General features: G+C 66.5%; 22 protein-coding genes. 12 read left to right on the top strand and 10 right to left on the bottom strand.

Annotated features, from left to right (window positions below):
* Position 1: 1 nt before the first annotated feature.
* From SD196_RS11840 to SD196_RS11825, 4 genes are read right to left on the bottom strand one after another with little or no spacing between them, the layout of a single operon-like run.
* The gene (locus SD196_RS11840; protein WP_416311505.1) at positions 2-916 is read right to left on the bottom strand and encodes an alpha/beta hydrolase; all 915 of its coding nucleotides are present in this window, start codon (positions 914-916) and stop codon (positions 2-4) included.
* Positions 917-927: 11 nt separating this feature from the next.
* On the bottom strand, positions 928-1743 hold the full coding sequence (locus SD196_RS11835) for an SDR family NAD(P)-dependent oxidoreductase (RefSeq protein WP_416311504.1): 816 nt from the start codon (positions 1741-1743) through the stop codon (positions 928-930).
* Positions 1744-1759: 16 nt separating this feature from the next.
* Positions 1760-2737 carry an NADP-dependent oxidoreductase gene (locus tag SD196_RS11830; RefSeq protein WP_416311503.1) on the bottom strand — a complete coding sequence of 326 codons (978 nt, stop codon included), beginning with the start codon at positions 2735-2737 and terminating at the stop codon, positions 1760-1762.
* A complete protein-coding gene (locus SD196_RS11825) occupies positions 2737-2868 on the bottom strand; it encodes a hypothetical protein (RefSeq protein ID WP_275607456.1) in 132 nt (43 codons plus the stop codon). The genes SD196_RS11830 and SD196_RS11825 overlap by 1 nt, the downstream gene beginning before the upstream one ends.
* 165 nt (positions 2869-3033) lie before the next feature.
* On the opposite strand from SD196_RS11825, the gene SD196_RS11820 reads away from it, so the two are divergent.
* The 4 genes from SD196_RS11820 to SD196_RS11805 all read left to right on the top strand — a co-directional run bounded on the left by SD196_RS11820 (position 3034) and on the right by SD196_RS11805 (position 6229).
* Entirely contained in the window at positions 3034-4083 is a 1050-nt protein-coding gene (locus tag SD196_RS11820; RefSeq protein WP_275607457.1) for a Rieske 2Fe-2S domain-containing protein, read from the top strand.
* A gap of 102 nt (positions 4084-4185) precedes the next feature.
* A complete protein-coding gene (locus tag SD196_RS11815; RefSeq protein WP_275607458.1) occupies positions 4186-5316 on the top strand; it encodes a helix-turn-helix transcriptional regulator in 1131 nt (376 codons plus the stop codon).
* A 76-nt stretch (positions 5317-5392) separates the two neighbouring features.
* Positions 5393-5563, top strand: coding sequence for a hypothetical protein (locus tag SD196_RS11810; protein WP_331314395.1), 171 nt, complete (start codon positions 5393-5395; stop codon positions 5561-5563).
* A gap of 216 nt (positions 5564-5779) precedes the next feature.
* Positions 5780-6229, top strand: coding sequence for a methyltransferase family protein (locus SD196_RS11805; RefSeq protein ID WP_275607460.1), 450 nt, complete (start codon positions 5780-5782; stop codon positions 6227-6229).
* A 186-nt stretch (positions 6230-6415) separates the two neighbouring features.
* On the opposite strand, the gene SD196_RS11800 is transcribed toward SD196_RS11805, so the two are convergent.
* Positions 6416-7231, bottom strand: coding sequence for an aminotransferase class IV family protein (locus SD196_RS11800; RefSeq protein ID WP_275607461.1), 816 nt, complete (start codon positions 7229-7231; stop codon positions 6416-6418).
* A 112-nt stretch (positions 7232-7343) separates the two neighbouring features.
* Between SD196_RS11800 and SD196_RS11795 the strand changes: the two genes are divergently transcribed.
* Both SD196_RS11795 and SD196_RS11790 read left to right on the top strand, forming a co-directional pair.
* Positions 7344-8258, top strand: coding sequence for a LysR substrate-binding domain-containing protein (locus SD196_RS11795; RefSeq protein ID WP_416311502.1), 915 nt, complete (start codon positions 7344-7346; stop codon positions 8256-8258).
* Positions 8259-8349: 91 nt separating this feature from the next.
* Positions 8350-8691, top strand: a complete 342-nt coding sequence (locus SD196_RS11790) for an FKBP-type peptidyl-prolyl cis-trans isomerase (RefSeq protein WP_207883299.1) — start codon at positions 8350-8352, stop codon at positions 8689-8691.
* 3 nt (positions 8692-8694) lie between these two features.
* Here the strand turns inward: SD196_RS11790 and SD196_RS11785 are convergent, their stop codons facing one another.
* Entirely contained in the window at positions 8695-10665 is a 1971-nt protein-coding gene (locus SD196_RS11785) for a UvrD-helicase domain-containing protein (RefSeq protein ID WP_416311501.1), read from the bottom strand.
* 165 nt (positions 10666-10830) lie between these two features.
* On the opposite strand from SD196_RS11785, the gene SD196_RS11780 reads away from it, so the two are divergent.
* Entirely contained in the window at positions 10831-11598 is a 768-nt protein-coding gene (locus SD196_RS11780; RefSeq protein ID WP_370601393.1) for an ATP-binding cassette domain-containing protein, read from the top strand.
* 229 nt (positions 11599-11827) lie between these two features.
* Here the strand turns inward: SD196_RS11780 and fhuF are convergent, their stop codons facing one another.
* The 4 genes from fhuF to SD196_RS11760 all read right to left on the bottom strand — a co-directional run bounded on the left by fhuF (position 11828) and on the right by SD196_RS11760 (position 15938).
* A complete protein-coding gene (gene fhuF / locus SD196_RS11775; protein WP_331314377.1) occupies positions 11828-12583 on the bottom strand; it encodes a siderophore-iron reductase FhuF in 756 nt (251 codons plus the stop codon).
* A 31-nt stretch (positions 12584-12614) separates the two neighbouring features.
* Positions 12615-13601 carry a GNAT family N-acetyltransferase gene (locus tag SD196_RS11770; RefSeq protein WP_275607466.1) on the bottom strand — a complete coding sequence of 329 codons (987 nt, stop codon included), beginning with the start codon at positions 13599-13601 and terminating at the stop codon, positions 12615-12617.
* A 101-nt stretch (positions 13602-13702) separates the two neighbouring features.
* Positions 13703-15037, bottom strand: a complete 1335-nt coding sequence (locus SD196_RS11765; protein WP_275607467.1) for a lysine N(6)-hydroxylase/L-ornithine N(5)-oxygenase family protein — start codon at positions 15035-15037, stop codon at positions 13703-13705.
* A gap of 406 nt (positions 15038-15443) precedes the next feature.
* On the bottom strand, positions 15444-15938 hold the full coding sequence (locus SD196_RS11760) for a sigma-70 family RNA polymerase sigma factor (RefSeq protein ID WP_275607468.1): 495 nt from the start codon (positions 15936-15938) through the stop codon (positions 15444-15446).
* A gap of 138 nt (positions 15939-16076) precedes the next feature.
* On the opposite strand from SD196_RS11760, the gene SD196_RS11755 reads away from it, so the two are divergent.
* From SD196_RS11755 to fhuB, 5 genes are all read left to right on the top strand, one after another.
* Complete coding sequence (locus SD196_RS11755) at positions 16077-17096, top strand: FecR family protein (protein WP_416311500.1); 1020 nt, start codon at positions 16077-16079, stop codon at positions 17094-17096.
* A gap of 355 nt (positions 17097-17451) precedes the next feature.
* Positions 17452-19140 carry a cyclic peptide export ABC transporter gene (locus SD196_RS11750; RefSeq protein ID WP_416311499.1) on the top strand — a complete coding sequence of 563 codons (1689 nt, stop codon included), beginning with the start codon at positions 17452-17454 and terminating at the stop codon, positions 19138-19140.
* 159 nt (positions 19141-19299) lie between these two features.
* Entirely contained in the window at positions 19300-21690 is a 2391-nt protein-coding gene (locus tag SD196_RS11745; protein WP_416311498.1) for a TonB-dependent siderophore receptor, read from the top strand.
* 114 nt (positions 21691-21804) lie between these two features.
* Positions 21805-22710 (top strand): ABC transporter substrate-binding protein, encoded by a 906-nt coding sequence (locus SD196_RS11740; protein ID WP_416311497.1) that lies wholly within the window; start codon positions 21805-21807, stop codon positions 22708-22710.
* Positions 22703-24712, top strand: a complete 2010-nt coding sequence (gene fhuB / locus SD196_RS11735; protein ID WP_416311496.1) for a Fe(3+)-hydroxamate ABC transporter permease FhuB — start codon at positions 22703-22705, stop codon at positions 24710-24712. The genes SD196_RS11740 and fhuB overlap by 8 nt, the downstream gene beginning before the upstream one ends.
* Positions 24713-24807: the final 95 nt, after the last annotated feature.

Genomic DNA, 24807 nt, shown 5'->3' with positions numbered 1-24807 from the left:
CTCAGGACAGGTTGCCGCGCAGCCAGGCCGCCGCTTCCGCGAGGTAGGCGGCGGCGCGCGGGGCAAAGGGCGCGAAGCTGGCAAAACCGTGGATCATGCCCTCGGCGCGTACCAGGGCGACTTCGGCGCCAGCGGCGCGGGCGCGCTCGGCGAAGGCTTCGCCCTCGTCGCGCAGCGGGTCGTATTCGGCGCTCATCAGCAGGGTCGGCGGCAGGCTGCCGAGATCGGCGGCGTGCAGCGGCGAGGCCAGGACGTCCAGCGGCGCGGGCCACTGGCCCAGGTACTGGCGCCAGAACCAATGCATCATCGAGGCTTCGAGGAAGTAACCTTTGGCGAATTCGCGGTAGGAGGCGCTGCCGCAGCTCTGGTCGGTCACCGGGTAGAACAGGCACAGCGCGCTCGGGCGCGGCCCGCCGCGCTGGTTGAGCAGGCGCGCGGCGGCAATGGAGAGGTTGCCGCCGGCGCTGTCGCCGGCCAGGGCCAGGCGCGAGGCATCGGCGCCCAGTTCGGCGGCGCGCTCGACCAGCTCGCAGGTGGCGCGGAAGCAGTCTTCCGCCGGACCCGGGAAGCGGGTTTCCGGTGCCAGACGGTAGCCCACCGAGGCGACTGCCGCGCCAGTGGCCTGGGCCAGGCGACGGCAGAGGTCGTCATGGGTGTCAATGGTGCCGGCGACGAAGCCGCCACCATGGAAGAACACCAGCAGCGGCAGACCGGCCTCGGCGCTCGGGCGGTACAGCCGCGCCGGCAGGTCATCGGCCAGGCGCAGTTCGCGCACCTCGGCCAGGGCAACGGGTTCGCCGGCCAGGCCCTGGTCGGCGAAGCTGCGGTAGGTGGTGGCATCGAGGGTGTCGAAGTCCAGGGCGAAGGCGCCGGCGAACTGGTCGAGCAGAGCCTGCATATGGGGATCGAGGGCCATGGTCACTCCTTTTAAACGTCGGCCATCAGGAAGACCGGATTGGTCTCGTCGAGAATGCTTTGCGTGCGTGCCTGCAGCGCAGGCTTGAAGTCGGGGTGCGGCAGGATCCAGAAGCGCTTCTGGTCGATCGCCTGGAACACGATCTGCGCCAGCTCATCCGCCGGCATGCCCTGGCGGATGCTCTGTTCCAGCACGGCGCCCAGCGCCGCGCCGGCGCCCTCTCCCGCCTGGTCGGAGGCCATGATGCGGCTGGCCACCGGCCCCGGGCAGAGCACCGAGACACCGACCGGGGAGCCGAGGGCGAGCATTTCGTGATGCAGCACTTCGGAGAGCGCCACCAGGGCCTGCTTGGTCACCGTATAGGCGGCCAGGAACGGGCTGGTGAGCAGGCCGGCGAGCGATGCGGTATTGATCACGTGGGCCGGACGGCCCTGGGCCAGCAGGGTCGGCATGAAGACCCGCAGGCCGTTGATCACGCCCACCAGATTGATGTCGAGCATGCGCTGCCATTGCGCCGCACTCAGCTCCCAGCTGGCGCCGGTCTGCATCACGCCGGCGTTGTTGAACAGCAGGTCGACACCGCCGAACTGCGCCAGCGCGGCGTCGCGCAGGGCCGCAAGGTCAGCCTCGCTGGCCACGTCGGTTACCCGCGCGAGCACCTCGCAGCCACTGGCGCGTAGCTCGCCGGCCAGGTCGTCCAGTCCGGCCTGGTCGCGGTCGGCCAGCACCAGGCGCAGGCCCAGTTTCGCCGCGTGCTCCGCCAGCCCCCGGCCGATGCCGCTGGCGGCACCGGTGATCACAGCCACTTGGCCTTGTCGAACGCTCATGGTCATTCCTCTTGGGTCAGTCCGTCGTTACCCGCAGGACCTGCTTGGTCCGGGCCAGGCCCTGCTGCAGGCGTGTATGGGCCAAGGCCACGTCGGCCAGCGGCAACTGTTCCAGGCGCGGCGGCAGCAGCGCGCCGCTGGCCAGCAGGTCGGCTACCCGTTGCAGGGTGGCGCCGCTGGGCATGCGGCTGTAGGCCACTGCGATGCGTACACCCAGGCGCTCGGCCACGGCCGGGTCCGGCGCGGCATCGCCCGGCGCCAGGGTGAGAATCGAGACGAGGATGCCGTTCCTGCGCAGCAGTCCCAGCGGATCGGGCAGACTTCCGCCGCCGATGCAGTCGAGCACCAGGTCGACGCCTTCGGCGGACCAGTCCCGCAGTACCGCGCCGATATCGTCTCGGCGGTAGTCGATGGCGCACTCGGCGCCCAGCGCGGCGACGTAGTCACGGTTGTCGGCGCTGCAGGTGGTGGCGACCCGCGCGCCGGCGTGCCGGGCGAGCTGGATGGCGAAACCGCCCACCGCACTGCCGCCGCCGTGCACCAGCACGTGCTGGCCGGCTTGCAGACCACCCTCGTCGAACAGTCCAGCCCAGGCGGCCAGGGCCGGGGTCGGGACCGCGGCGGCGGCGGCGAAGTCCAGCGCCTGCGGCATGCGCACCACGGAGGCGCGGGAGACGCAGGCGTATTCCGCGTAGGAGCCCCACTTGCCGGCGCCAATGTCGCTCTGGGCGAACACCGGGGTGCCGACCGGCAGGTCGTCCACGCCCTCGCCCACCTCGGCGACCGTGCCGGACAGGTCGAAGCCCAGCACCAACGGGAAGCGGTATTCGAAGAAACCGGCGAGATAGCCCTCGCGGCATTTCCAGTCGGCCGGGTTGACCCCGGCATAGCGCACCCGCACCAGCACTTCGCCGGGGCCCGGGCGTGGCGTGTCGACCTCGGCCAGTTGCAGAACTTCGGCGCCGCCGACACGTTGAATGATCACTGCGCGCATCAACGGGCACTCCGTTGGGCCAGGCCCAGGCCACGCTCGGCGTCGGACGGCAGGTAGAGCCCCGCCAGGGCCTGTATCACCGTATCGATGGGCTCGGCATCGAGGGTGATCTCATCGGGTATGCGGATCATCGAGAAATCCCGCGTCTTGTCGTTGTGCGGGCAGTAAATCGATCCCCTGTTTCCCGGCCATCGTCCATTCAGACGATGCCGTTACCGCCCTGGCTTGCAGAATCCCAACCAGGCCCTTGCCGCCACCCACCCCCTGCCTGCGGCATCTGATGGGAGAACAATAAGATGAGCACGCTGCACCGAATCGAAGCCCGCCCAGTGGAAGACCGCTACGCGCGCGGCTGGCACTGCCTGGGGCTGGCCAGCCAGTACCGCGACGGCAAGGCCCACCGCCTGGATGTCTTCGGCACCCGCCTGGTGGCCTTCCAGGGCGAGGATGGCCAACTGAACATCCTCGACGGCTACTGCCCGCACATGGGCGCTGATCTCAGCGAAGGCTGCGTGGAAGGCAACAGCCTGCGCTGCCCGTTCCACGAATGGCGTTGGGGCGCCGACGGTGTGTGCGACGACATCCCGTACGCCAAGCGCATCCCGCCGCGGGCGAAGATCAAGTCATGGCCGGTGATGGAGCAGAACCACCTGCTGTTCGTCTGGAACGACCCCGAAGGCAATCCGCCCATCGCCAGCCAGGCGATCCCGCGCATCGACGCCTGCTACGACGACGCATGGGCCGAGTGGGAAGTGGCTGACATCAAGATCGACACCAACTGCCGCGAACTGGTGGACAACGTCTCCGACATGGCGCACTTCAAGAGCGTCCACGGCGCGCCCATCGACGAGTTCAGCAACCACTTCGAAGCGCACACCGCCACCCAGGTGATGCGCGGCCGCAGCGCCCGCCTGTCCGGCGACAGCGAACTGACCACCGTGGCCACCTATTACGGCCCGGCCTACCAGATCACCGAGATGACCGGTGCCATGGGCGGCCAGCCGATCCATTCGATCCTGCTCAACTGCCACGTACCGATCGACCAGAACAGCTTCACCCTGCGCTACGGCGTGCTGGTGAAGAAGGTGCCGGGGCTGTCCGCCGAGGAAAACCGCGCCATGGCCCAGGCCTATGTCGAGCAGGCGCGCCTGGCGTTCTATGAGGACGTGGCGATCTGGCACACCAAGACCCGCGTCGACAACCCGCTGCTGTGCGACGGCGACGGCCCGGTGTACCAATTGCGCAAGTGGTACGAGCAGTTCTATACCAACGTTGCCGAACTGCCCGCGAACCTGGATGAGCGCAAGGACTTCATCGTGCGCGCCGCGCAGGCCGAGCCGGCCTGATCCACCCGTCCCCTGCCTTGCAGGACGGATTGCCTTCTGCGGAAAACGCCGATTCAATCTTGTCGGCGTTTTCCTACTACAAAAATAAGAAATGGTTTACCAATGGCACACTCGCTTTCGCTCGACCAGTTCAGCGGGATGCTCGGCAATCTCTACCAGGGCCCGATGGAGTCCACGCCGTGGCAATCCTTTCTCAACCAGCTCAACCAGTTCCTCGACGCCAAGTACGTCACCTTCATCCTGCGTCCGCCCAGTGACCAGAACGAAGGGCTGATGGTCAACACCAACGGCAGTTCGGCCGAAGTGGTGGCGTCGTACAACCAGTACTATTTCAACCTCGATCCCTTCGTCGATCTGCCCAGCGGCCAGGTGGTGATCCTGGATGAATTCGTCTCCCGCGAAGAGTGGTTGACCTCGGAGTTCTACCGCAATTTCCTCGAGCCGGTGGGGGTGTTCCACATTCTCGGCGCCGACATCCGCACCAGCGATGGCGCCCTGTGCCGCATCCGCGTCAGCCGTGGTGTCGAGTCCCCCGGTTTCACCGAGAACGACAAGGCCCTGCTGGCGTATTTCGTACCGCACCTGGAACGCTCGGTGATGCTGCACACGCAGATCAACCGCATCGAAACCGAACGCAACCTCTACGCCGGCGCGGTGGACCAGTTCGCCGTCGGCACCATCATCCTCGACGAGACCGGCAAGATCCTGCAGACCAACCAGGTGGCCGAGAACCTGCTGCGCGAGAAGGACGGGCTGAAGATCAGCGGCGACAACCTGCAGGTCGGCACCCCGCGCGACTGCCAGGAGTTCCGCCGGCTGGTGAAGCAGGCCCTGCAGTCGCAGAAAGGCTCGCAGCCCTCGGTGGTCGAGGCCATGCGGGTGCAGCGCCCGTCCGGACGCTCGGACCTGGGCATCATCGTGCGCTCGGTCCCCCTGAGCGAGTGGAACGAAGGCAAGCACTGCCCCTCGGTGGTGATCTTCGTCAGCGACCCGGAACAGGAATCCCGCGCGCCCCAGGAGATCGTCAAGGCACTGTTCGACCTGACCCCGGCCGAGGCGCAACTGGCGATGCTGCTGGCCAACGGCCTGACCCTGGACGAAGCCTCCGACGAGCTGGGCATCAGCCGCAACACCGCGCGTGCCCACCTGCGCTCGACCTTCTCCAAGACCGGGGTGACCCGGCAGACCATGCTGGTGCGCCTGATCCTGCGCAGTGTGGCCACCCTTGGTTAGTCCGAGCGGACGATTTGGCGGCCGGCCTTCCGAGACTAACGTGAGCAGCATGGGGTTAGTCGACGAGGCCGATGCCATGTCCCGATTCATTCCTCTGCTGATCGCGCTGGTCATCTGTTCCAGCCTGCTGACCGCGCACCTCATGCTCTGCCACTACGAGGACTCGAAACTGCAGGCCGCCCGCAGCGCCCTCCAGCTGCCAACCCCGCCCTGCATTCTCGGCAGTTGCCTGCGCCAGTTACCCTGATTCGCTAACGCAGGGCGTACAGCCGTTCGCGGTTGTACGCCGATACACCGAGCTCATTACCGGCTCCACGATCAAGCCTGGAGCGCCCGAAATCGCGGCTCCATACTTGGCTTCCAAGTGCTCGGCGACCACGGTGAAACGGCGTATAACGTCGAACGTTATACGCCCTGCGCACCGACAGCTGCGGGGCGGCCCGGCACAGCATGGAGATGCAGCATGGAATGGCTCGAACACCGTATTCCCCCGCCTCTGGTGGCGGTAATCCTAGGCATATTGATGTGGCTACCGGCCCGCCCACTGCCGCCATTCGGCGGCCGGGTGTGGCTGGCACTACTGGTGCTGCTGGGCGGAATCGCGGTATGCCTGGCCGGCGTACTGTCCTTTCGCCGCGCACGCACCACCGTCAATCCGCTGAAACCGGAAACCGCATCCTCGCTGGTAGTCGCCGGCATCTACCGCCACACGCGCAACCCGATGTACCTAGGCTTCGCCATCGTGCTGCTGGCCTGGAGCATCGCCCTCGCCTCCCTGCCTGCCTTGCTGGGAGTGGTTGCCTTCGTGCTGTACATGAACCGTTTCCAGATCGGTCCTGAAGAACACGCGCTGCGGCACCGCTTCGGAGCGAACTTCGACGCCTATTGCCGCCGGGTGCGGCGTTGGGTCTGAACACAGCGCAAGGTCCGTTACAGACCGTAGGGCGTACAACCGTTCGCGGTTGTACACCGATACACCACGCGTATCGGCAGCTTCACGGTCAAGCCCGGAGTGCCCGGCCACCATGGTCAAACGCCGGGGCGAAGCCTTTCAGGCAGGAGCCAACTTGCTCGCAAACCGCCCAACCGCAGACCTTCCTCAGGGCTTGATCCAAGGCTCGGCCTCGAAGGCGCGGTGCAGCAATTCGACGAAACCAGGCGCCGCAGGAAACTCGACATCGCCGATGCGGTTCACCGGCACTCCCGGCGTCCAGGAGTTCATCACCACGGCGCCGGTCAGGCCCGGCAGGTCCTGAAGGTCGATGCCGCGTGTGACCTGGCGGACGCCCAGGCGCTCCAGTTGCCGCTGGAGAATGCCCATGGTGGTGCCGGTAAGCATCTTCGCCTTCGGCCAGATCACCGTCTCGCCGTCCCAGAACGCCAGGTTCCAGATGGTTGCTTCACTGAAGCGGCCGCGATGGTCGACGAATGCCGCGTCGTCGAAGCCCGCGGAGACCGCCTCGCGCAGGTACCAGGTCTTGGCGATCTCGCCGACGTGCTTGAGTTCCGGCAGCACCCGCTCATGGCTGGCGATGGCCAGGGCCAGCGGACCCTGCGGGCCGTCCGAGGGCGGCGCGGTACGCACCAGCAACTCGGGCCGGTGCTCGGGGCCGGCGACGGTGAATTCGCCGGCGGGCGAGTACACCGTCGCCATCAGCGAAACATCCGCCGGTGCTTGCTCCAGCGCAGCGCGCAGGGCGGCACGGACCTCCTCGTCGGAGTGGCTCTGACCGAACAGACGCTGGGACGCGTTGCGCAGTCGTTGCAGGTGCAAGTCCAGGCCGCGAACACCACCGTCGCGCACCTGCATGGCGGTGAAGTGGGCGTAACCGGCGAAGGCCAGCGGTGCAAGGTCGTCGGCGCTGGCCGGCTGGGCGTTGCGTTGGGTGATGTAGGGATGGATGGCGGCTGACATGACGTGGGCTTCCTCTGCTCGATGATTTTCAAGTTGGCTTACTATCGAACTTTGACGAAGCCAGGAGAAACGAGTATTTCTCGACGGATCATCAAACAGGATTTGAAGATCGATGAGCCGCCCCTTTCCTGGCATCCGCTCCCTGCGCACCTTCGAGGCAGCCGGTCGCCACCTGAACTTCACCCGCGCCGCCGAAGAGGTCGGCCTGACGCCGGCCGCGGTCAGCTACCAGATCAAGGAACTGGAAGACCAGCTCGGCCTCGGCCTGTTCGTGCGCACCAGCCGCAGCATCCAACTGACCCCGGCGGGCGCGCTGTTGCTGGAAGCGGCGGCGGAATCCCTTGGCCTGCTGCACCGCGCCACCGTGCGTGCGCGGCGACTGGCGCGAACGTCCAGGCAGTTGCGGGTCTCGCTGACCCCGCGTTTCGCCACCCACTGGCTGCTGCCGCGCCTGCCCAAATTCCGCGCGCTGCATCCGGGGCTCAAGCTCAGCTTCGACGTCAGCGACGAGCTGCGCGACTTTGCCGTGGACGACATCGACCTGGCCATCCGTTTCGGCAGCGGACGCTATCCCGGCCTGCTGGCCGAGCGCCTGTTCGATACCCAGATAGTGCCGGTGTGCTGCCCGAGCCTGCTGAGCGAGGGGCCGCCCTTGCGCGAGCCGCGCGACCTGCTGGCCCACACCCTGTGCCATGTGGTGTGCGAGACCGAGGGCGCAGCCTGGCCGGACTGGTCGCGCTGGATGGCGGCGGCCGGCGTGGCGGATTTCGACGCCAGCGGCTGCGTCACCTTCGAGGACACCAGCCACGTGGTGCAGGCGGTGCTGGAAGGCGGCGCGGTCGGGCTGGTCGATCACGCCATGGTCGCCCGCGAGCTGGAGCAGGGCCTGCTGGTGCAGCCGTTCGAGTTGGGTGTGCAGGTTGCCGAGGGCTACGCATACAACCTGGTCTATCCGCAGGCCAGCGCGGACGACCCGCGAGTCAGAGCCTTCCGCGAATGGATTCTCGAGGAAACGGCCATCGGCTGATCACCTCGGTCGGCTTGCAAATACCGGGCTTTCCTGCGAAAACCCACGCCCTCGCGGCGGTCATGCCGCAGCCGCATCACCGGAGAACGCCATGAGCAGCGAACTGCAGATCGAAGATATCGTCGTCGGCGACGGCAAGGCCGTGGTCAAGGGCGCCCTGATCACCACCCAGTACAAGGGCACCCTGGAGGACGGCACCGTCTTCGACTCGTCGTACGACAAGGGCCGCCCCTTCCAGTGCGTGATCGGCACCGGCCGGGTGATCAAGGGCTGGGACATCGGCCTGATGGGGATGAAAGTCGGCGGCAAGCGCAAGCTGTTCGTGCCCGCGCACCTGGCCTACGGCGAGCGCCAGGTGGGCGCGCACATCCAGCCCAATTCCAACCTGCTGTTCGAGATCGAACTGCTGGAAGTCCTCACCCGCGACGACTGATCCTCATGCCGGGACCGGCGCGCTTTCCACGCTGCGCCGCATGGCCAGGATCGCCGTCGGCCCCTGGGCCTTGCGGGTGAACCAGAGCACGCGGCTGACGCCTCGGGTGATCGCCACGTAGGCCAGGCGCAGTTGTTCGTCCTGCTGGGCCTGGTCGTAGCTGCTGGCGAAGAAGCCCGACGCCGCGTACAACGCGCTGCGCAGCGGGTGTTTCTCCGGCGGCGCGCAATCGTCGACGATGATCGCCACTTCCGCCTGCAAACCCTTGGCGCGGTGAATGGTCATGCCCTTCACCGGCAGCTTGCGATCCAGCTCGCCGAGAATGCTTTGCAGGGTCTCGTTGCGCCGGCTGAGCAGCAGTACGGCGGTTTTCTCCTTCGATCCACGCGCGGCAACGTGCTCGCACTGCTGGCGGATTTCCGCAAGCAGGATCGGCAGGTTGTTGCGCGCATCGAAGCGCTGCACCAGCTTCACCCCGTGATCGCCCGCCTCCGCTGACTTGAAGGCGCGGCAGGTCCTGGCCTGCTTGTTCGCCACCCCCACCAGCACCCGCTCGCCATCGCGGATCACCGGGTCGATGCTGCGGTAGTTGGTCTCCAGCAGCAGCACGCGGCTCTTGCGCCGGCCCTTGCTGGGGAAGTGCCGGTCGAAGTCCATGAACAGCTCCGGCGAGCTGCCGCGCCAGGCGTAGATGGACTGCCAGTCGTCGCCGATGGCCATCAGGCTGACCGCCTCGCCACGCTTGGCCAGGTCACGGTGCAGCGCCTGCAGCCACTGGACGATCTGCGGCGAGACATCCTGGAACTCGTCGATCAGCAGGTGCTGGAACGGCGCCAGGGCCTCGGCCGGCAGCTTGCCGTCGCCGAGCTGGTCGGTGAGGTGTTGGAAGGCCAGGTTGAAGGTCAGCAGGCCCTGCTCCTGCAGTACCTTTTCGAACCCCGCCCAGAACAGTTGCAGGGCCTCGACGAAGTGCCGCTCGCGCGCCGGGCAACCGAGCCTCGATGGCTGCAACCGAGCGATGCGCAGGCCGATGCTCTCGATGAAACCGGCCTGGGCGTAGAAGGCTTCGAACAGCGGCAACGCGATGAACTCGCCGGCCAGCTTGAAGGCATCCAAAGGCGCCTTGCCGATGCGTGGCGGCTTGCCGTCTTCCCCGGCTTCGGGTGGTGCCGGCAGGTCGAGCAGTTGATGCACCCGCACGCGGAATTCGTGCTGCTCGGCATAGCACTGCTGGTAGACCTGCTTGAGCAGGCGCTGCTGCGCGGGACGCAGGCGGCCGGCGAGCAGCGGGTTATCCAGCTCATCGGCCGGGGTGCGCTCGTCCAGTTGCTCGAACCAGCGCGGGCTCTTCAGCGCCACCTTGGCCAGGGTGCCCATGGCCGAGTGGAAGGTGCGCACGCACTGGCGGGCCTGTGCCGCGTCGAACGGATGGCCCCAGTAGCCGAGCACCTTCACCAGTTGCTCGCGCAGCTGGGCGCAGGACGCATTGGTGAAGGAAATCACCGTCACCCGCTCAGCCTCGACACCCAGGTGGCAGAGCATGTAGACGACGCGCAGCACCAGCGTCGTCGACTTGCCGGAACCGGCGCCGGCGAAGATGCGGGTCAGTGGATCGGGCGCGAGGATCATCGCCCACTGCTCGTCCGACGGCAGGCTGATGACACCGTGGGCGGCGGCCTGGGCCACGCGCTGGCGCATGTCGAGTGCGTGCTGTTCATCCGGCGTCTTGGCGGTTCCGTAGATGCCGGCGACAGCGGGGGCTCGTGGGCGCTTGGGCGGCTGCGCGTCGCCCTCCTTTTTGGCCTTCGCGGCACGCCTGGCCGGCGCCTTGGCTTTGCCCTTGGCCTTGCCGCGCCCACGGGGCTGCGGCTGCGCCGCTTCGCGTTCGGCGCGCAGGTATTCGGTGGTACGGGGAAAATAACGCGCCAGGGCCTCGGCAAGCAGGCGTTTGTAGCGTTCGACAGCAGACTCCATGGGCCCTACTCGATCAATTACAGCGTTGAATCATAAGCGCTTTGCGACAAGGACAGGCAATCGGATCAGCGGTTCCACAAGGCGATCAAAATTGATAACCATTAGCGATTGAATTAGAGTCGGACTCCCGCTTTTTCCGGCCCAGCCGCCCTGATGGATGACCTCATGTTCGAACTGGAAAATGTCAGTTTCAGCGTCCCCGGCCGCACCCTCCTGCAACCGCTGAGTCTGAAGCTGGCCGACGGCAACATGATCGGCCTGATCGGCCACAACGGCTCGGGCAAATCCACCCTGCTCAAGCTGCTGGCCCGCCAGCAACAGGCCAGCGGCGGAAGCATCCGCCTGGACGGCAAGCCGCTGCAGGACTGGGGCAACCGCGATTTCGCGCGCCAGGTGGCCTACCTGCCGCAGCAACTGCCGCAGACCGACGGCCTGACCGTGCGCGAACTGGTCGCCTTCGGCCGCTACCCGTGGCACGGCGCGCTGGGCCGTATCACCGGCAAAGACCGCCAGCAGATCGACCGCGCGCTGGACCTGACCGATACCCTTGCCTTCGCCGAGCGCCCGGTGGACCTGCTCTCCGGCGGCGAACGCCAGCGCGTCTGGCTCGCCATGCTGCTGGCGCAGAACAGCCGCTACCTGCTGCTCGACGAACCGACCTCGGCGCTGGACATCGCCCACCAGGTGGAAGTGCTCTCCCGCGTCCACGAACTCAGCCGCGAGCTGGGCCTGGGCGTGCTGGTGGTGCTGCACGACATCAACATGGCGGCGCGCTATTGCGATCACCTGATCGCCCTGCATGGCGGGCGCCTGCTGGCCCAGGGTACGCCGGCGGAGCTGATGCGCGGGGAAATGCTGGAAGACATCTACGGCATTCCCATGGGCGTGCTGAGCAACCCGGTGGACGGGTCGCCGATCAGTTATCTGCGTTGAGTTGACCGAGTCGTTTTTCGTCGGAGCGGACCTTGTCCGCTGAATCACCTGCGGCGTATTCCGGGCCCATCGCTTACAGCGTCGTTCCAACGCAGCGCCTGCGGCTACACCATTGCGTCGGTGCCGTACGGTTCGCGAGCAAGCTCGCTCCTACAGTCCAGCCCTGGCTTTGGAGCGATTTTCGTAGGAGCGAGCTTGCTCGCGAACAGAGCGCCCGCAGACGCTGGCCTCATAGGTCGCTCGCTTCCGGCAGCGGCTCATCGATCAGCGGGCAGTTGTCGCAGTTTCCGATACTGCCCAGCCGGTAGCGAATGCAGCACGTCCGCCGCTGCCGCCACAGCCCATTCGGCCGCTGCGCGCAGGACACCTCGACATACTGGATCGGCTTGAACAGTGGATTGCGCGTGCCATCCGGGCGGCGCTCGGTCTCCAGCAGTTCGCGACCATGCCCCAGCATCGGCGCCAACGGCGGCAGCTTGGCCATCTCGCCGATGAACCATTCGAAGTAGTTGCCCGCGTTGCTCCACAACACCCTGGGAGAAAGACGGACTTCGGCGGCGAGCGTGTGCACGAAGGGTCGCAGGTGATCTTCCAGCAGATGGGCAAAGCGCTGGAACGGATCGTCCGGCGGCGCGGCGAATGGCCCGCCCTCCCCCGGCAATTTGAAGGCTTGTGGAATCCCCTGGGCGTCGAGCACCACGTCCACGTCATCGAAGGCCAGCGGCAGCGTGTGGCCCAATACCAGCGCGGCGGCCACCACCGGAGGAATGAGCCGCACCAGGTACCACTTGGACCACTGCGAGGCCAGCGCGCGACGGTCGCCATCAGCGTGCGGCGGGTCGAAGCGGCGCAGCACGCTGTCGAGCATCTCCCGCTCCAGCAATGCGCGGGCGGGAATCGAGGGTCGCGGATCGTCGCGGGTCACCAGCACCTCGCGGTAGCTGGCGAACTCGCCGAAATACAGGGGCGCCAGGGCTGCGATCACCGGCAGCCCTCAGTCACGCCGAGAATCGCCGTCAGCACAGGCCGCAACGCTCGAAGAAGGTTTCCCGGCTCTGCACCATCAGCGCGGCGCGCTTGTGCGGGAAATCGAATTCCTTCTCGCGCCAGAAGCCCAGGCGCTGCATGTGGCCGATCATCCTGGCGTTGTCGGCGCGCGGCTCGGCGACGATGCGCTGGGTGCGCGGGTCGTCCAGCAGCAGGTAGTGCACCAGGGCGGTCATCCAGCTTTCCACCTTGTGCGGGCCGCGATGGCTTTCCTCGCCCACCAGCATGTGGATGCCACGGTCGTGATCGCCCACCTCGTAGAACGGCGCGATGCGGTCTTCCTTGGCCCAGTAGGCTTCGTAGTAGGCGAAGGGCTGGTCGTCGATGCAGCCGATCAGGGTGGTGGTGTGCGGGTCCGCAGCGGCCTTTTCCAGGTAGGCGCGGTGCTGCTCCAGGGTGCCGCCTTCCTGCCAGAACTCCAGCACGCGCGGGCTGTTCTGCCAGCGGTTGAAGCGCTCCAGGTCCAGGTCGATATCCAGGGTGCGCAGGGATATCCATTGCCCCAGCTTCGCATCGAAGCGTCGATAGACCTCGCCCTGCGGCTTGGGCGCACGCAGTGGATGGCGACGGCCGCTGCTCATGCGATAGACCTGCGGGTAGCCCGCGCTGGCCACGCCCTTGTGCCATGCAGCAGGCAGTTGCCAGAACGCCGCGCGCTCGATCTGCAGACACCCGCCGACTTCATCGCGATTGACCAGCCCTTGTGCGAAAGCCTCGGCCGGAACGTCGGCAGCGGCGAACTGCACGCGCTCGCACTGCGCATCGCTGGCGAAGGTCCAGTACGCCAGCGCCCAGAGTGCCTCCTCGGCCGGCGCGGAAGTCAGCTGCCAGCACTCGCCGTCACGTTGCGCGGTGAGCAGCGACTGGCCGTCCAGCAGCAGGGTCAGGCTTTGGGTGCCGTGGTCGGCGGTGAGTCTGCGGCCATCGGGCAGCGGCAGGGAAAAATCGGGCGTCATGGTGGGTTCCCATTCGTGAATGCAACGACCCCGCTCGTATGACGAGCAGGGTCGGCCGGAATTTAGTCGGCCCGGAAGAAATCTCTTCCGGGCCGCGTGGCTCAAGCGCTTTCCGCGGTCAGCGGGCGTGACGGTTTGTGCGCGGCTTCATGCGGCGGCAGGCGTTCGAACATCGACGCGGCGATCTCCTGGGCGCGGATCGGCAGCACCGACAGCAGCGTATCGCTCAGGCCGTGGCTGTCCTGGGTGAAGCCCTGCAGGTAGATGCCGGCGTGCAGGCGCTCATCGGCCAGCACGCGGTAGTCGCGGCCCACTTCGAAGTCGCCCAGGTACTCCTGCAACGGCGCGAGCAGCTCACGGTGGGACTTGCGCTCATAGCCGGTGGCGAGGATCACCGCGTCGTAGCGATGGGTTTCCACGGCGCCGGTGGCGCTGTCGCGCAGGGTCAGCTCGATGCCGCCGGCATCGGCGCGGGCCACTTCCACGTTGCGCCGGCAGAGGAAAGCGTGGCGGTCCACCCCGGCCACTTTCTGGCGATAGAAGATGCCGTAGATGCGCTCGATCAGGTCCAGGTCCACCACCGAGTAGTTGGTGTTATGGAACTCCTGGATGAGCTTCTCGCGCTCGGCCTTGGGTTCGTTGAACACCAGGTCGGTGTAGCGTGGGGCGAAGATTTCGTTGACGAAGGGGCTGTCGTCGGCCGGCTTGAGCACCGCCGCGCGCAGGACCATGTCGACCTGCACCGAGGGGTAGCTGTCGTTCAGGTCGATGAACGCCTCAGCGGCGCTCTGGCCGCCGCCGATCACGGCAATGCGCATCGGCTCGTTCTGGTTGCAGCGTTGCTGGGCCATGCATTCCAGGTAGCGGGCGTGGTGGAACACGCGCGGGTCGTCACGCAGGTGGCTGAAGGCGGAGGGGAAGCGCGGCGTGCCGCCGGTGCTCACCACCACGCTGCGGGCCAGGCGGAAGCGTTCGTGGCCGTGGGCATCTGCCGAGATCACTTTCACCAGCTCGATGCCGTCGGGGCCCTGCACCGGCTCGACGCGTCTGACCGTCTCGCCGCAGACGCGCTGCTCGGCGAACTGTTCGCTGACCCAGCGCAGGTAGTCGTTGTACTCCATGCGGCACGGGTAGAAGGTGCCCAGGTTGGTGAAGTCGATCAACCGGCCCATGGCGTGCAGGTAGTTGACGAAGCTGTAGGGGCTGGTGGGATTGCGCAGCGTTACCAGGTCCTTGAGGAAGGAAATCTGCAGCTCGCTCTGCGCCACCAGGGTGTTGCCGTGCCAGCGGTAGTCGGCCTGCCTGTCGAGGAACAGCGCGTGGTAGTGGCGACCCTCGCGCCGCGCCTGCTCCTGCAGGGCGATCGCCAGCGCCAGGTTGGAGGGGCCGAAACCGACGCCGAGCACGTCATAGGTCGGGGTGATCATCTGGGTCATGGTGCCAATGTCCTGTGTCGCGATGGCCGTGGGGCATGACGACGCGGAGTCGGCGGCTTACTGCTTTGCCCTGCCTGGGGTGCGTGTCCGGCACCCGTTCCTGCGTGTTGCCCATGATTTGCGCTGTCGATAGCGCGTTATCTGGAGAGACGAGGCAGGCTTGGCGAAATTTAGAATGATTCTCACTAAGTCATTAAAATTTCAGAATGACGAGCGGGTGCCAGAGATAGAAATTCGTGCGCAGGCCGCGTGGGACTAAATCCTGGCGCATGCCATGCGTCTGTGTATGTAAATGCGGTTCGCGAGCAAGCTCGCTCCTACAAAGAGCGGCCAGGCTCTCCCTGCAGGAGCGGGCTTGCTCGCGAACCAGAGACGACACGCAGTCGCCGGCGAACAACAACCGCTGTCAGTCCTGTCCGCCCCAGGCCTTCAGGCGCGCCCGACAATGTTTCATCGCGTTGACGATGTGCTTTTCCACCATGTCGCGGGAAATGCCCATGAGCTCGGCAATCTCGGCATGGCTGCAACCCTCGACCTTGCGCAGGACGAAGGCGCGGCGACAGGCTTCGGGCAGCTCCGCGAGGGCGCGCTGGAGCATCTGCAACTGCTGCTGCCGGCAGGCCTCCTCCTGCGGGCAGCGCTCGTCCAGGCCGCCTTCGTGGTCGAGGGTCTCCAGGTCCTGGTTGCGCCGCACGCGGCTGCGCCGGTGCAGATCGATACTGAGGTTCACCGCTGTGCGATAGAGAAACGCCCGCGGTTGCTCGATATTCTCCTCGCCCTTGCGGTCGAGCAGGCGCAGGAAGGCCTCCTGGCTGACATCGGCAGCCGCCTGGCGATCACCGAGGCTGCGATTCAGGTACAGGAACAGTTCCTTGTAGTAACGGATGAACGCGCTTTCCACCCCGTGGGCATCCTATGAAAAACCGTCGAGGCTGTAGGCGCCTGCTGACAGTCCGAGTCAGGCTTATTTATAATCACTCGCATCAACACGAAAGAAAAGTGTGATATTGGCCGCACCGCGGCCTGAACCGAGCCCCTGATGACCAACTCCCCCGCCCCGTTCGACGAGGACCGTATCAGCGACGAAGCTGCGCACTGGTGCGCGCGCCTGCACGATGCCGAGTGCAGCGACGCGGAACGCGCCGCCTTCGGACGCTGGCGCGCGGCTGATCCTCGGCACGAGGCGGAGTACCAGGCGATGCTGGAAATCTGGCAGCTCTCGGAACGACTGCCACCGACCCCGCACATCCAGCCGAATCTCGCTATCAGCCCCATGCCTGGTCGCGCTCGCAGCCAGCGCCGCCCACGCAGCGGCAAGCGCATCGCCGCCGTGGCCGCCGGCGTGCTGGTCAGCATCGGCGCGGCCTGGTCGGCCGGATGGTCGGCCGGGCTGCTGCCATCGCGCGTCGGCTACTACGCGGCACAGCCCACGCCGCGGATGGTCGAACTGGCCGATGGCTCGAAGGTGGAACTCAACAGCAACTCGCAACTGATCTTCGCTGACTTCCGCGACCGCCGCAGCGCCTGGCTCAAGAGCGGTGGCGAAGCCTACTTCCGCGTCACCCACGACACCTTGCAGCCCTTCTCGGTCTGGACCGACAACGGCAGCGTGCGAGTCACCGGCACGCGCTTCAACGTCTGGACCGACCAGAACCAGACGCTGGTCACCCTGCTGGAAGGTTCGGTAGTGGTCAGCCCGCCCGACAGCATCGACGGCAACAGCGCCCAGCTCACCCCAGGGATGCAGGCGCGCTACCTGAAGGGCAGCGCGCGCATCGAACTGGCCCAGGTCGCACCAACCGGCGCCATCGCCTGGACCGAGGGCAAGCTGGTGATCGACGACCTGCCCCTGCAGGCCGCCATCCCGCTGATCAACCGCTACCTCCGGCAACCGGTACTCCTCGACGACGCTGCCGTCGCCGCCATGCGCATCGGCGGTATCTACCGTACCGACGATCTGCAGGCACTGGTGGATTCGCTGCCCAGGGTGCTGCCGGTGGACCTGCGCAAGGACAACCAGGGTCGCATGGTTCTCGCCAGCCGCTACGTGCAGCTCTGATACTCGCCATGCGGGCATGTCGGGTAGCGGTGTGCCGTGCGGGTTCGCTCCTGCAAGGAGCACCCGGGTCCCGAACTGTAGGAGCGAGCTTGCTCGCGAACTCCAATGCGACGGAATCTGCCTTTCCCGACCGCACCAAGGATCAGCGCCCGCGCCCACTGAGCTCGATACTGGGGCGCCCCACTCGGATACACCTTCTTATTTGCGAACTTTTCGCAAATTCTCTTCAGTTTTCGCCGGGCTCATTCGTCTTGATAGCAACGATTCGGATTTGCCGATGATTTCCTGATTCGCGCCGCCGTCTCGCCCCGTTTTACGGCCCGCCTCGCCGGCAGGCCGAGCCCAGGAAAAGACGATGCAAACTCCCGCTCCAAGCGCCTTCCGCGAAATGCTCAACCTGCTGCGGCCCTATTGGCTACCGCTGACCATCGCCACCCTGCTGGGGATTCTCGGTGGTGCCGCCATCACCGCCCTGCTCGCTACCATCAACTACGGCCTGCATACCGAAGGCGGCATGCCCGCCGCGCTCCTGCTCGGCTTCGCGGGCCTGTGCGTCCTCGCCCTGCTCGGCTCGATCGTCTCGGACCGTGGCACCAACTATGTCGGCCAGCACGTCATCGCCAACCTGCGCAAGGACCTGGGCAGCAAGATCATCGCCGCGCCCATCGAGCAGATCGAGCGTTACCGCAGCCACCGCCTGATCCCGGTGCTGACCCACGACATCGACACCATCAGCGACTTCGCCTTCGCCTTCGCGCCCCTGGCCATCGCCCTGACCACCACCCTGGGCTGCCTGGGCTACCTGGCCTGGCTGTCGCCCCCCATGTTCCTCGCCACGGCCGTCGCCATCGTCGTCGGCAGTGCCGTCCAGTACGTGGCACGGGCCAAGGGCATCAAGGGCTTCTTCGAGGCGCGGGACAAGGAAGACGAACTGCAGAAGCACTACCGCGCCATCGCCGAGGGCGCCAAGGAACTGCGCATCAGCCGCCCGCGCCGCTTCCAGCACTACAGCGAGCGCCTGCAAGGCACCGCCGACGAGATCTGCGACATCCAGCTGCGCTCGATCAACCTGTTCAACGTCGCCAAGGGCTTCGGCTCGACGCTGTTCTTCATCGTCATCGGCGTGGTGCTGGCCTACCAGTCGCTGTGGCCGAGCACCGACCAGGCGACGCTGTCGGGCTTCATCCTGGTGCTGCTGTACATGAAGGGACCGCTGGAGGGTCTGATCGGCCAACTGCCGGTGGTGACCCGCGCACAGGTCGCGTTCCGCCGCATCGCCGAGCTGTCGGTGCGCTTCTCCTCGCCGGAACCGAACCTGCTGCTGGCCGACGATGGCCGCGCAATGCCGGACTTCCAGTCCCTGGAACTGCGCGACCTGGCCTACCGTTACCCCACCGACGACGGCACGCGCGGCTTCGGCGTAGGGCCACTGAACCTCAAGGTGAATCGCGGCGAAATCCTCTTCATCGCCGGCGAGAACGGCTGCGGCAAGACCACCCTGATCAAGCTGCTGCTCGGCCTCTATGTCCCGCGTGAAGGCGAATTGCTGCTCAACGGCGAGCCGGTGAGCGACGGCAACCGCGACGATTACCGGCAACTCTTCACCACCATCTTCGCCGACTACTTCCTCTTCGAGGACCTGCTCAAGGGCAGTCAGGACATTCCCGCGCAAGCGGCGCGCTATCTGGAGCGGCTGGAGATCGCCCACAAGGTCAGCCTGCAGGGCCAGGAATTCTCCACCACCGACCTGTCCACCGGCCAGCGCAAGCGCCTGGCATTGGTGCAGGCCTGGCTGGAGAAGCGCCCGGTACTGGTGTTCGACGAATGGGCGGCGGACCAGGACCCGGAATTCCGCCGCATCTTCTACACCGAGCTGCTGCCCGAGCTGCGCGCCCAGGGCAAGACGCTGATCGTGATCTCCCACGACGACCGCTATTTCGACGTCGCCGACCGGCTGTTGCGCATGGGCGCCGGACGCATCACGGAGATCGAGGAGTACCGCGCAACCTCCCCCAGTGGCAGCTCGGGCGTGGCAGTGCCTTGAGCGGCCACCCCGGTCTCGGCCGGGAAAGCGCCAGGTGGAAAAAATAATTCAACGAAGTCTTCCGGTTTTTTCCAACCGATGCGTCATATGAAGCTTAATCATTCTTATTAGAAATTCCATTACAAGAATTCCTGCTTACACGATCATAGGAGTCTTCAAGTGAGTCGCACCCGCTCCACGCTTCAAACCCGGCACCCAGTGAAGCCCCTGGCCCGCCGGGTCCGCGCCGCCGCCCTAGGCATGCTCCTGACCGCCGGCGCGGTGGAGGCCGCACCGGTTCGTATCGACATCCCGGCGCAATCCCTGGCCTCTGCCCTCACCAGCCTGGGCACGCAGTCGAACCTGCAGATCGTCTTCAACCAGACCCAGGTACGAAACCTGCGCGCCCCCAGCGTGCGCGGCGAGATGGAGCCGACCCAGGCACTGGAGCACCTGCTGCAAGGCACCGGCATCAAATACCAGGTCGAAGGCAGCCGCGTGACCCTGCTCGGCGCCAACGCGAGCGCGAGCGACACCCTGAGCCTGGCCGCGCAGACCATCACCGGCAGCGTCGAAGGCGAGGACAGCTACGTGCCACGCACCTCCACCAGCGGCAGCAAGACCGATACGCCGCTGCTGGAAATCCCCCAGTCGATCTCCGTGGTCACCCGCAAGCAGATGGACGCCCAGGGCGCCCAGACGGTAACCGAAGCGCTGCGCTACGTGCCCGGCGTGAAGGTCGAGGCCTACGGCCTGGACCCCAAGGGCTTCGACTGGATGTACATCCGCGGTTTCAACGCCCAGGCCACCAGCGACTACCTCAACGGCCTGCGCCAGCAGAACAACAACTATGCCTTCTTTCGCAGCGAGCCTTACGCCTTCGAGCGCATCGACGTGGTCCGTGGCCCCTCCTCCAGCCTGTTCGGCCTGGGCGATGCGGGCGGTATCGTCAACCGCGTGAGCAAGAAGCCCACCGCCAACCACATCAACGAAGTCCAGCTCACCGGCGGCAACCATGACCGCAAGCAGGGCCAGTTCGACCTCGGCGGCGCGCTGGACGACCAGAACCAGTTCCTCTACCGCGTCGTGGGCCTGGCGCGCGACGCCAACACCCAGGCCGAGTACGACGACGGCCACGAGATCGAGGACGACCGCTACTACATGGCCCCGTCCTTCACCTGGGCGCCGGACGAAGACACCAGCCTGACCGTGCTCACCGACTTCCTGCGCGACCGCAACTCCGGCTCGATCTTCGACTACAGCGTGAACGGCCATCCCACCGGGACCCTGCTGGGCGACCACAGCTTCAACCACTTCGACCAGGACCAGTACACCCTGGGTTACGAATTCCGTCATCGCATCGATGACATCTGGGAATTTCGCCAGAACGCCCGCTACGGCCAGGTCGACCTGATCTTCAACAACCTGCTGCCGCAACTGCAGGTCGGACGGAACATCATCCGTACCGCCGACCGCTTCGACCAGCACATGGACACCCTCAACCTCGACAACCAGTTGCAGGCGGACTTCAACACTGGCGCCATCAAACACACCCTGCTGATGGGCGCGGACTACAGCTGGCAGGACGCCAATATTGCCCGCTGGCGCACCCTGGGCCCTCCGTTGAACCTGGATAAACCGGTGTACGGCCAGGACGTGCCGCGTCCGAACAAGAGCACCAGTCTCCAGTCCATCGACTACGACCAGAACATCGAGCAGATCGGCGCCTACCTGCAGGACCAGGTCAAGTTCGACGACCACTGGATCCTCACCGCCGGCGGCCGCTACGACTACGTGCGCAACGACCTGGACAACCACGTCGGCGCCCACAGCATGCAGAAGGACAACGCCTTCACCGGCCGCGTCGGCCTGACCTACCTGACCGACTTCGGCCTCGCACCCTACGTCAGCTACTCCGAGTCCTTCGTGCCCAACACCGGCATCAGTTCCGACGGCAGCGCCTTCAAGGCCAGCGAAGCCCACCAGTACGAAGCGGGCGTGAAGTTCCAGCCCGACGACGCCCTGCTGATCACCCTGGCGGCTTACGAGCTCACCAAGGAAAACATCCTGACTCCGCAGCTCAACGCCAACGGCGTGCCCACCGGCTTCAGCGAACCTACCGGCGAGCAACGCTCGCGCGGCATCGAGGCGGAGCTGAAAGCCAAGCTGGATCAGAACTGGGACCTGCTCGCCTCCTACACCTACACCAAGGCCAAGATCACCCAGAGCAACGATGGCAACGAGGGCAACCGCCCGGCCAACGTGCCCGAGCACATGGCCAACGGCTGGCTGAATTACACCTTCCACGAGGGTGTGGTGGACGGTCTCTCCGTCGGTGGCGGCGTGCGCTACACCGGTTCGCTGTACGGCAACAACGCCAACACCTACCACGTCGACAACTACACCCTGTTCGACGCCGGCGTGAGCTACCCGCTGAACAGGAACGTGACCCTGTCGGTGAACGCCCAGAATCTGCTGGACGAGGAATATGCCGCGACCTGCGACAGCCCGATCTCCTGCTACCCGGGCCTGCGCCGCACCGTCATGACCAGCGTGAAGTACAGCTGGTAAACCGGGCGCTGGAAGCGGCTCCGGCCGTCTCCCAACGCCCCGATCGGGCTCCCTGTTCACAGGGGGCCCGTTGTCGTTTCAGCAGATCGCCGTTTCAACCGCGAGGAGAAATGCATGTCCCTCACCCGCCGCCACCTGTTGCAGGGGCTCGCCATTGGTGGGCTGGCCTGCGCCGCCGGGCTGCCCGTTCTGGCGGGAGAACCCCTGACGCGGATCGTCGCGCTCAACTGGGTCGCCGCCGAGACGCTGCTGACCCTGGGCGTCACACCGCTGGCGATCTCCGATGACCGCTACTACCGGGTGCGCATGCCCACCCTGGCGCTACCCGAGAGCGTGCGCGACGTGGGCCCGTACTGGGAGCCGAACCTCGAACTGATCCAGCAATTGCGCCCACAGTTGATCCTCAGTGACCCGATGACCCCAACCCTGGAGCGACGCCTGAACGGCATCGCCCCCACCGAGCGCGTGGCCATCTATCCCGCGCCCCAGGGCGCCTGGCGCGCAACGACCGGGTTCATGATCGAACTGGCACGCCGGCTGGGCGTCGAGCAGGTCGCCGCCGATTACATCGCCGCCGGCGAGCGGCGTCTCGCCGAACTGAGGGCGAAGCTGGCCGACCGCCCGCAGCCGCCGGTGTGCGTCGCCGTCCTCAACCAGGACGGCCGCCACGCCGCGGTGTATGGCAGGAACAGCATGGTGCAGGACGTGCTCGATCGCCTCGGCGTCGAGAACGCCTGGCAAGGGCCGGTCGGCCCGGTGGGCCTGGCGATGGTCAGCATCGAGCGCCTGGCCGAGCGCCCGGACGCGCACCTGGTCTACGTCGACATCCCAACCACCTCGGCGCGCCTGCAGAGCCTGCGTCAGCCCAACGACCTGTGGGCCAACCTGCCCGCCGTGCGCCGTGGCCACACCCTGACGCTGGAGCGCTTCTACCCCTACGCCGGCGCCGCCTCGGTGCTGGACCTTGCCGAGCGCATCGCCGCCTATCTCTACAGCGCCACGGAGGCTGTGCATGCCTGAATCGACCCTCGGCCTCGCCCTCCCCCGTAACGGCCTGCCGCTGGGCCCGGCGATCTGCACGCTGCTGCTGGCAGCGCTTGCCGCGCTGCTGGTGCTCCATGGCCTGCAGGGCGCCCTGCCGCGCGAGCTCTGGTGGCCGGCACTGTGGTCGCCGGACCTCGACGACGTGCGCCAGGTATTGATGCACTTCAGCTTCTACCCGCGCCTGGCCGTCAGCCTGATGGCCGGCGCCGCCCTGGCGCTGGCCGGCACCCTGTTCCAGCAGATCCTGCGCAACCCCTTGGCCGAACCGGTGACGCTGGGTGTATCCGCTGGCGCCAACCTCGCGCTGTCCGCCGCCACCATCTTCGCCCCGGCGTTGCTGGTGCATGGCATGGAGGCGGTCACCCTGAGCGGTGCGGCGCTGGCGGCCTGTCTGCTGTTCGCCTTCGCCTGGGGCCGCACCCTGTCGCCGCTGCGCTTCATCCTCGCCGGCATGGTGATCAGCCTCTATTGCGTATCGCTCAACGCACTGCTGGTGCTGTTCAACCACGACTACCTGATCGACCTGCTGCTCTGGCAGGCCGGCTCGCTGAACCAGAGCGGCTGGGACGGCGTTTTGTACCTGGCGCCGCGTCTGGCGATGGCCATGGTCGTCGCGCTGCTGATGGCGCGTCCGCTGGCCGCGCTGGGACTGGAGGACGAAGGCGCCGCCGCGGTGGGCGTGAATCTGCGCCGTACCCGCGTGCTCGGTCTCGCCGTGGCGGTGTCACTGAGCGCCTTCGTCACCAGTGCCGTGGGCATGCTCGCCTTCGTCGGCCTCGCGGCGCCCACCATCGCCCGGCTGTGCGGTGCGCGCACGCTCAAGCAACGGCTGATCTGGGCGCCACTGCTGGGCGCCGCGCTGCTTTGCGTGGTGGACCAGATCGCCCGCGAACTGTCGCGTTTCGCCGGGGAGATTCCCGCCGGCATCCTCACCGGCATCTTCAGCGTGCCGCTGCTACTGTGGCTGCTCAGCCGCCAGCGCAGCGGCGGCATCGTCCCGCGCCCGGCACCGGCCAAGCCGCAACGCGAACATCCCTGGCGACTGATCATCGGCGCCGCCATCGTGCTCGCCCTGTTGACGCTGCCGGCGATCTACTTCGCGGTGGACGCCAACGGCTGGCACTGGGGCGATGCCGGCCTTGCCGACGCCATCGTCCAATGGCGCCTGCCACGCGTGCTCGGTTCGCTGGCCGCCGGCGCCATGCTCGCCGTCGCCGGCCTGCTGGTGCAGCGCCTGACCGGCAACCCCATGGCCAGCCCGGAAGTGCTCGGCGCCACCTCCGGCTCGGCCATCGCCGTACTGGTGCTGTTCCTGGTGCTGCCGCAGCCGCAGGCCTACATGGTCCCCGCCGCCAGCATCGGCGCCCTGCTCACCCTCGGCCTGCTGCTCTGGTTCGCCTGGCGCAGGACATTCAACGCCGAGCGCCTGCTGCTCACCGGCGTCTGCCTGACCACCCTGTTGCACTCGCTGAGTACCCTGCTGCTGGCCAGCGGCGACCCGCGCATGACGGCGATGATGAGCTGGATGACCGGCTCGACCTACCAGGTCGACGTGGCGTCGGCGGGTACCGGAGTGGTCGTCGCTACCGTGATGATCGGCGTGAGCCTGCTGCTGGCCCGTCCGCTGGACCTGCTGTCCCTCGGCAACGGCACCGCGACGGCCCTGGGCCTGAAGCTGCGCCTGAGCCATCTGGCGATCCTGCTCAGCGCCGCGGTGCTCACGGCAACCGCCACCATCATCGTCGGGCCACTGAGCTTCGTCGGCCTGATCGGCCCGCATATCGCCCGTCACCTGGGCGTACGCCGCGCCGCTCCGCAGTTGCTGCTGAGTGCGCTGGCCGGCGCGCTGATCATGGTGGTGGCCGACTGGCTGGGAAGGAACATCGCCTACCCCTGGCCAGTGTCGGCGGGACTGCTGGCGGCGTTCATCGGCTGCCCGTATTTCCTCTGGCTGATGCGCCGGGAGCGCAAGGGCTGATTCAGCGTAAGGCGTATAACCGTTCCCGGTTGTACGCCGCTTCATTTCAGCTCATCACTGACGCCGGCATCAGATCGGAGCGCCTTGATCCATCG

Origin of the sequence: Pseudomonas macauensis, assembly GCF_047902425.1 — a bacterium.
Lineage (GTDB): Bacteria > Pseudomonadota > Gammaproteobacteria > Pseudomonadales > Pseudomonadaceae > Pseudomonas.
Note: the sequence above shows the minus strand (reverse complement) of the source record. Positions and strands in the feature narration are given on the sequence as shown.

Coding starts and splice junctions, on each gene's coding strand:
- SD196_RS11840 (WP_416311505.1), bottom strand. CDS start 916: ATGGCCCTCGATCCCCATATGCAGGCTCTGCTCGACCAGTTCGCCGGC.
- SD196_RS11835 (WP_416311504.1), bottom strand. CDS start 1,743: ATGAGCGTTCGACAAGGCCAAGTGGCTGTGATCACCGGTGCCGCCAGC.
- SD196_RS11830 (WP_416311503.1), bottom strand. CDS start 2,737: ATGCGCGCAGTGATCATTCAACGTGTCGGCGGCGCCGAAGTTCTGCAA.
- SD196_RS11825 (WP_275607456.1), bottom strand. CDS start 2,868: ATGATCCGCATACCCGATGAGATCACCCTCGATGCCGAGCCCATCGAT.
- SD196_RS11820 (WP_275607457.1), top strand. CDS start 3,034: ATGAGCACGCTGCACCGAATCGAAGCCCGCCCAGTGGAAGACCGCTAC.
- SD196_RS11815 (WP_275607458.1), top strand. CDS start 4,186: ATGGCACACTCGCTTTCGCTCGACCAGTTCAGCGGGATGCTCGGCAAT.
- SD196_RS11810 (WP_331314395.1), top strand. CDS start 5,393: ATGTCCCGATTCATTCCTCTGCTGATCGCGCTGGTCATCTGTTCCAGC.
- SD196_RS11805 (WP_275607460.1), top strand. CDS start 5,780: ATGGAATGGCTCGAACACCGTATTCCCCCGCCTCTGGTGGCGGTAATC.
- SD196_RS11800 (WP_275607461.1), bottom strand. CDS start 7,231: ATGTCAGCCGCCATCCATCCCTACATCACCCAACGCAACGCCCAGCCG.
- SD196_RS11795 (WP_416311502.1), top strand. CDS start 7,344: ATGAGCCGCCCCTTTCCTGGCATCCGCTCCCTGCGCACCTTCGAGGCA.
- SD196_RS11790 (WP_207883299.1), top strand. CDS start 8,350: ATGAGCAGCGAACTGCAGATCGAAGATATCGTCGTCGGCGACGGCAAG.
- SD196_RS11785 (WP_416311501.1), bottom strand. CDS start 10,665: ATGGAGTCTGCTGTCGAACGCTACAAACGCCTGCTTGCCGAGGCCCTG.
- SD196_RS11780 (WP_370601393.1), top strand. CDS start 10,831: ATGTTCGAACTGGAAAATGTCAGTTTCAGCGTCCCCGGCCGCACCCTC.
- SD196_RS11770 (WP_275607466.1), bottom strand. CDS start 13,601: ATGACGCCCGATTTTTCCCTGCCGCTGCCCGATGGCCGCAGACTCACC.
- SD196_RS11765 (WP_275607467.1), bottom strand. CDS start 15,037: ATGACCCAGATGATCACCCCGACCTATGACGTGCTCGGCGTCGGTTTC.
- SD196_RS11755 (WP_416311500.1), top strand. CDS start 16,077: ATGACCAACTCCCCCGCCCCGTTCGACGAGGACCGTATCAGCGACGAA.
- SD196_RS11750 (WP_416311499.1), top strand. CDS start 17,452: ATGCAAACTCCCGCTCCAAGCGCCTTCCGCGAAATGCTCAACCTGCTG.
- SD196_RS11740 (WP_416311497.1), top strand. CDS start 21,805: ATGTCCCTCACCCGCCGCCACCTGTTGCAGGGGCTCGCCATTGGTGGG.
- fhuB (WP_416311496.1), top strand. CDS start 22,703: ATGCCTGAATCGACCCTCGGCCTCGCCCTCCCCCGTAACGGCCTGCCG.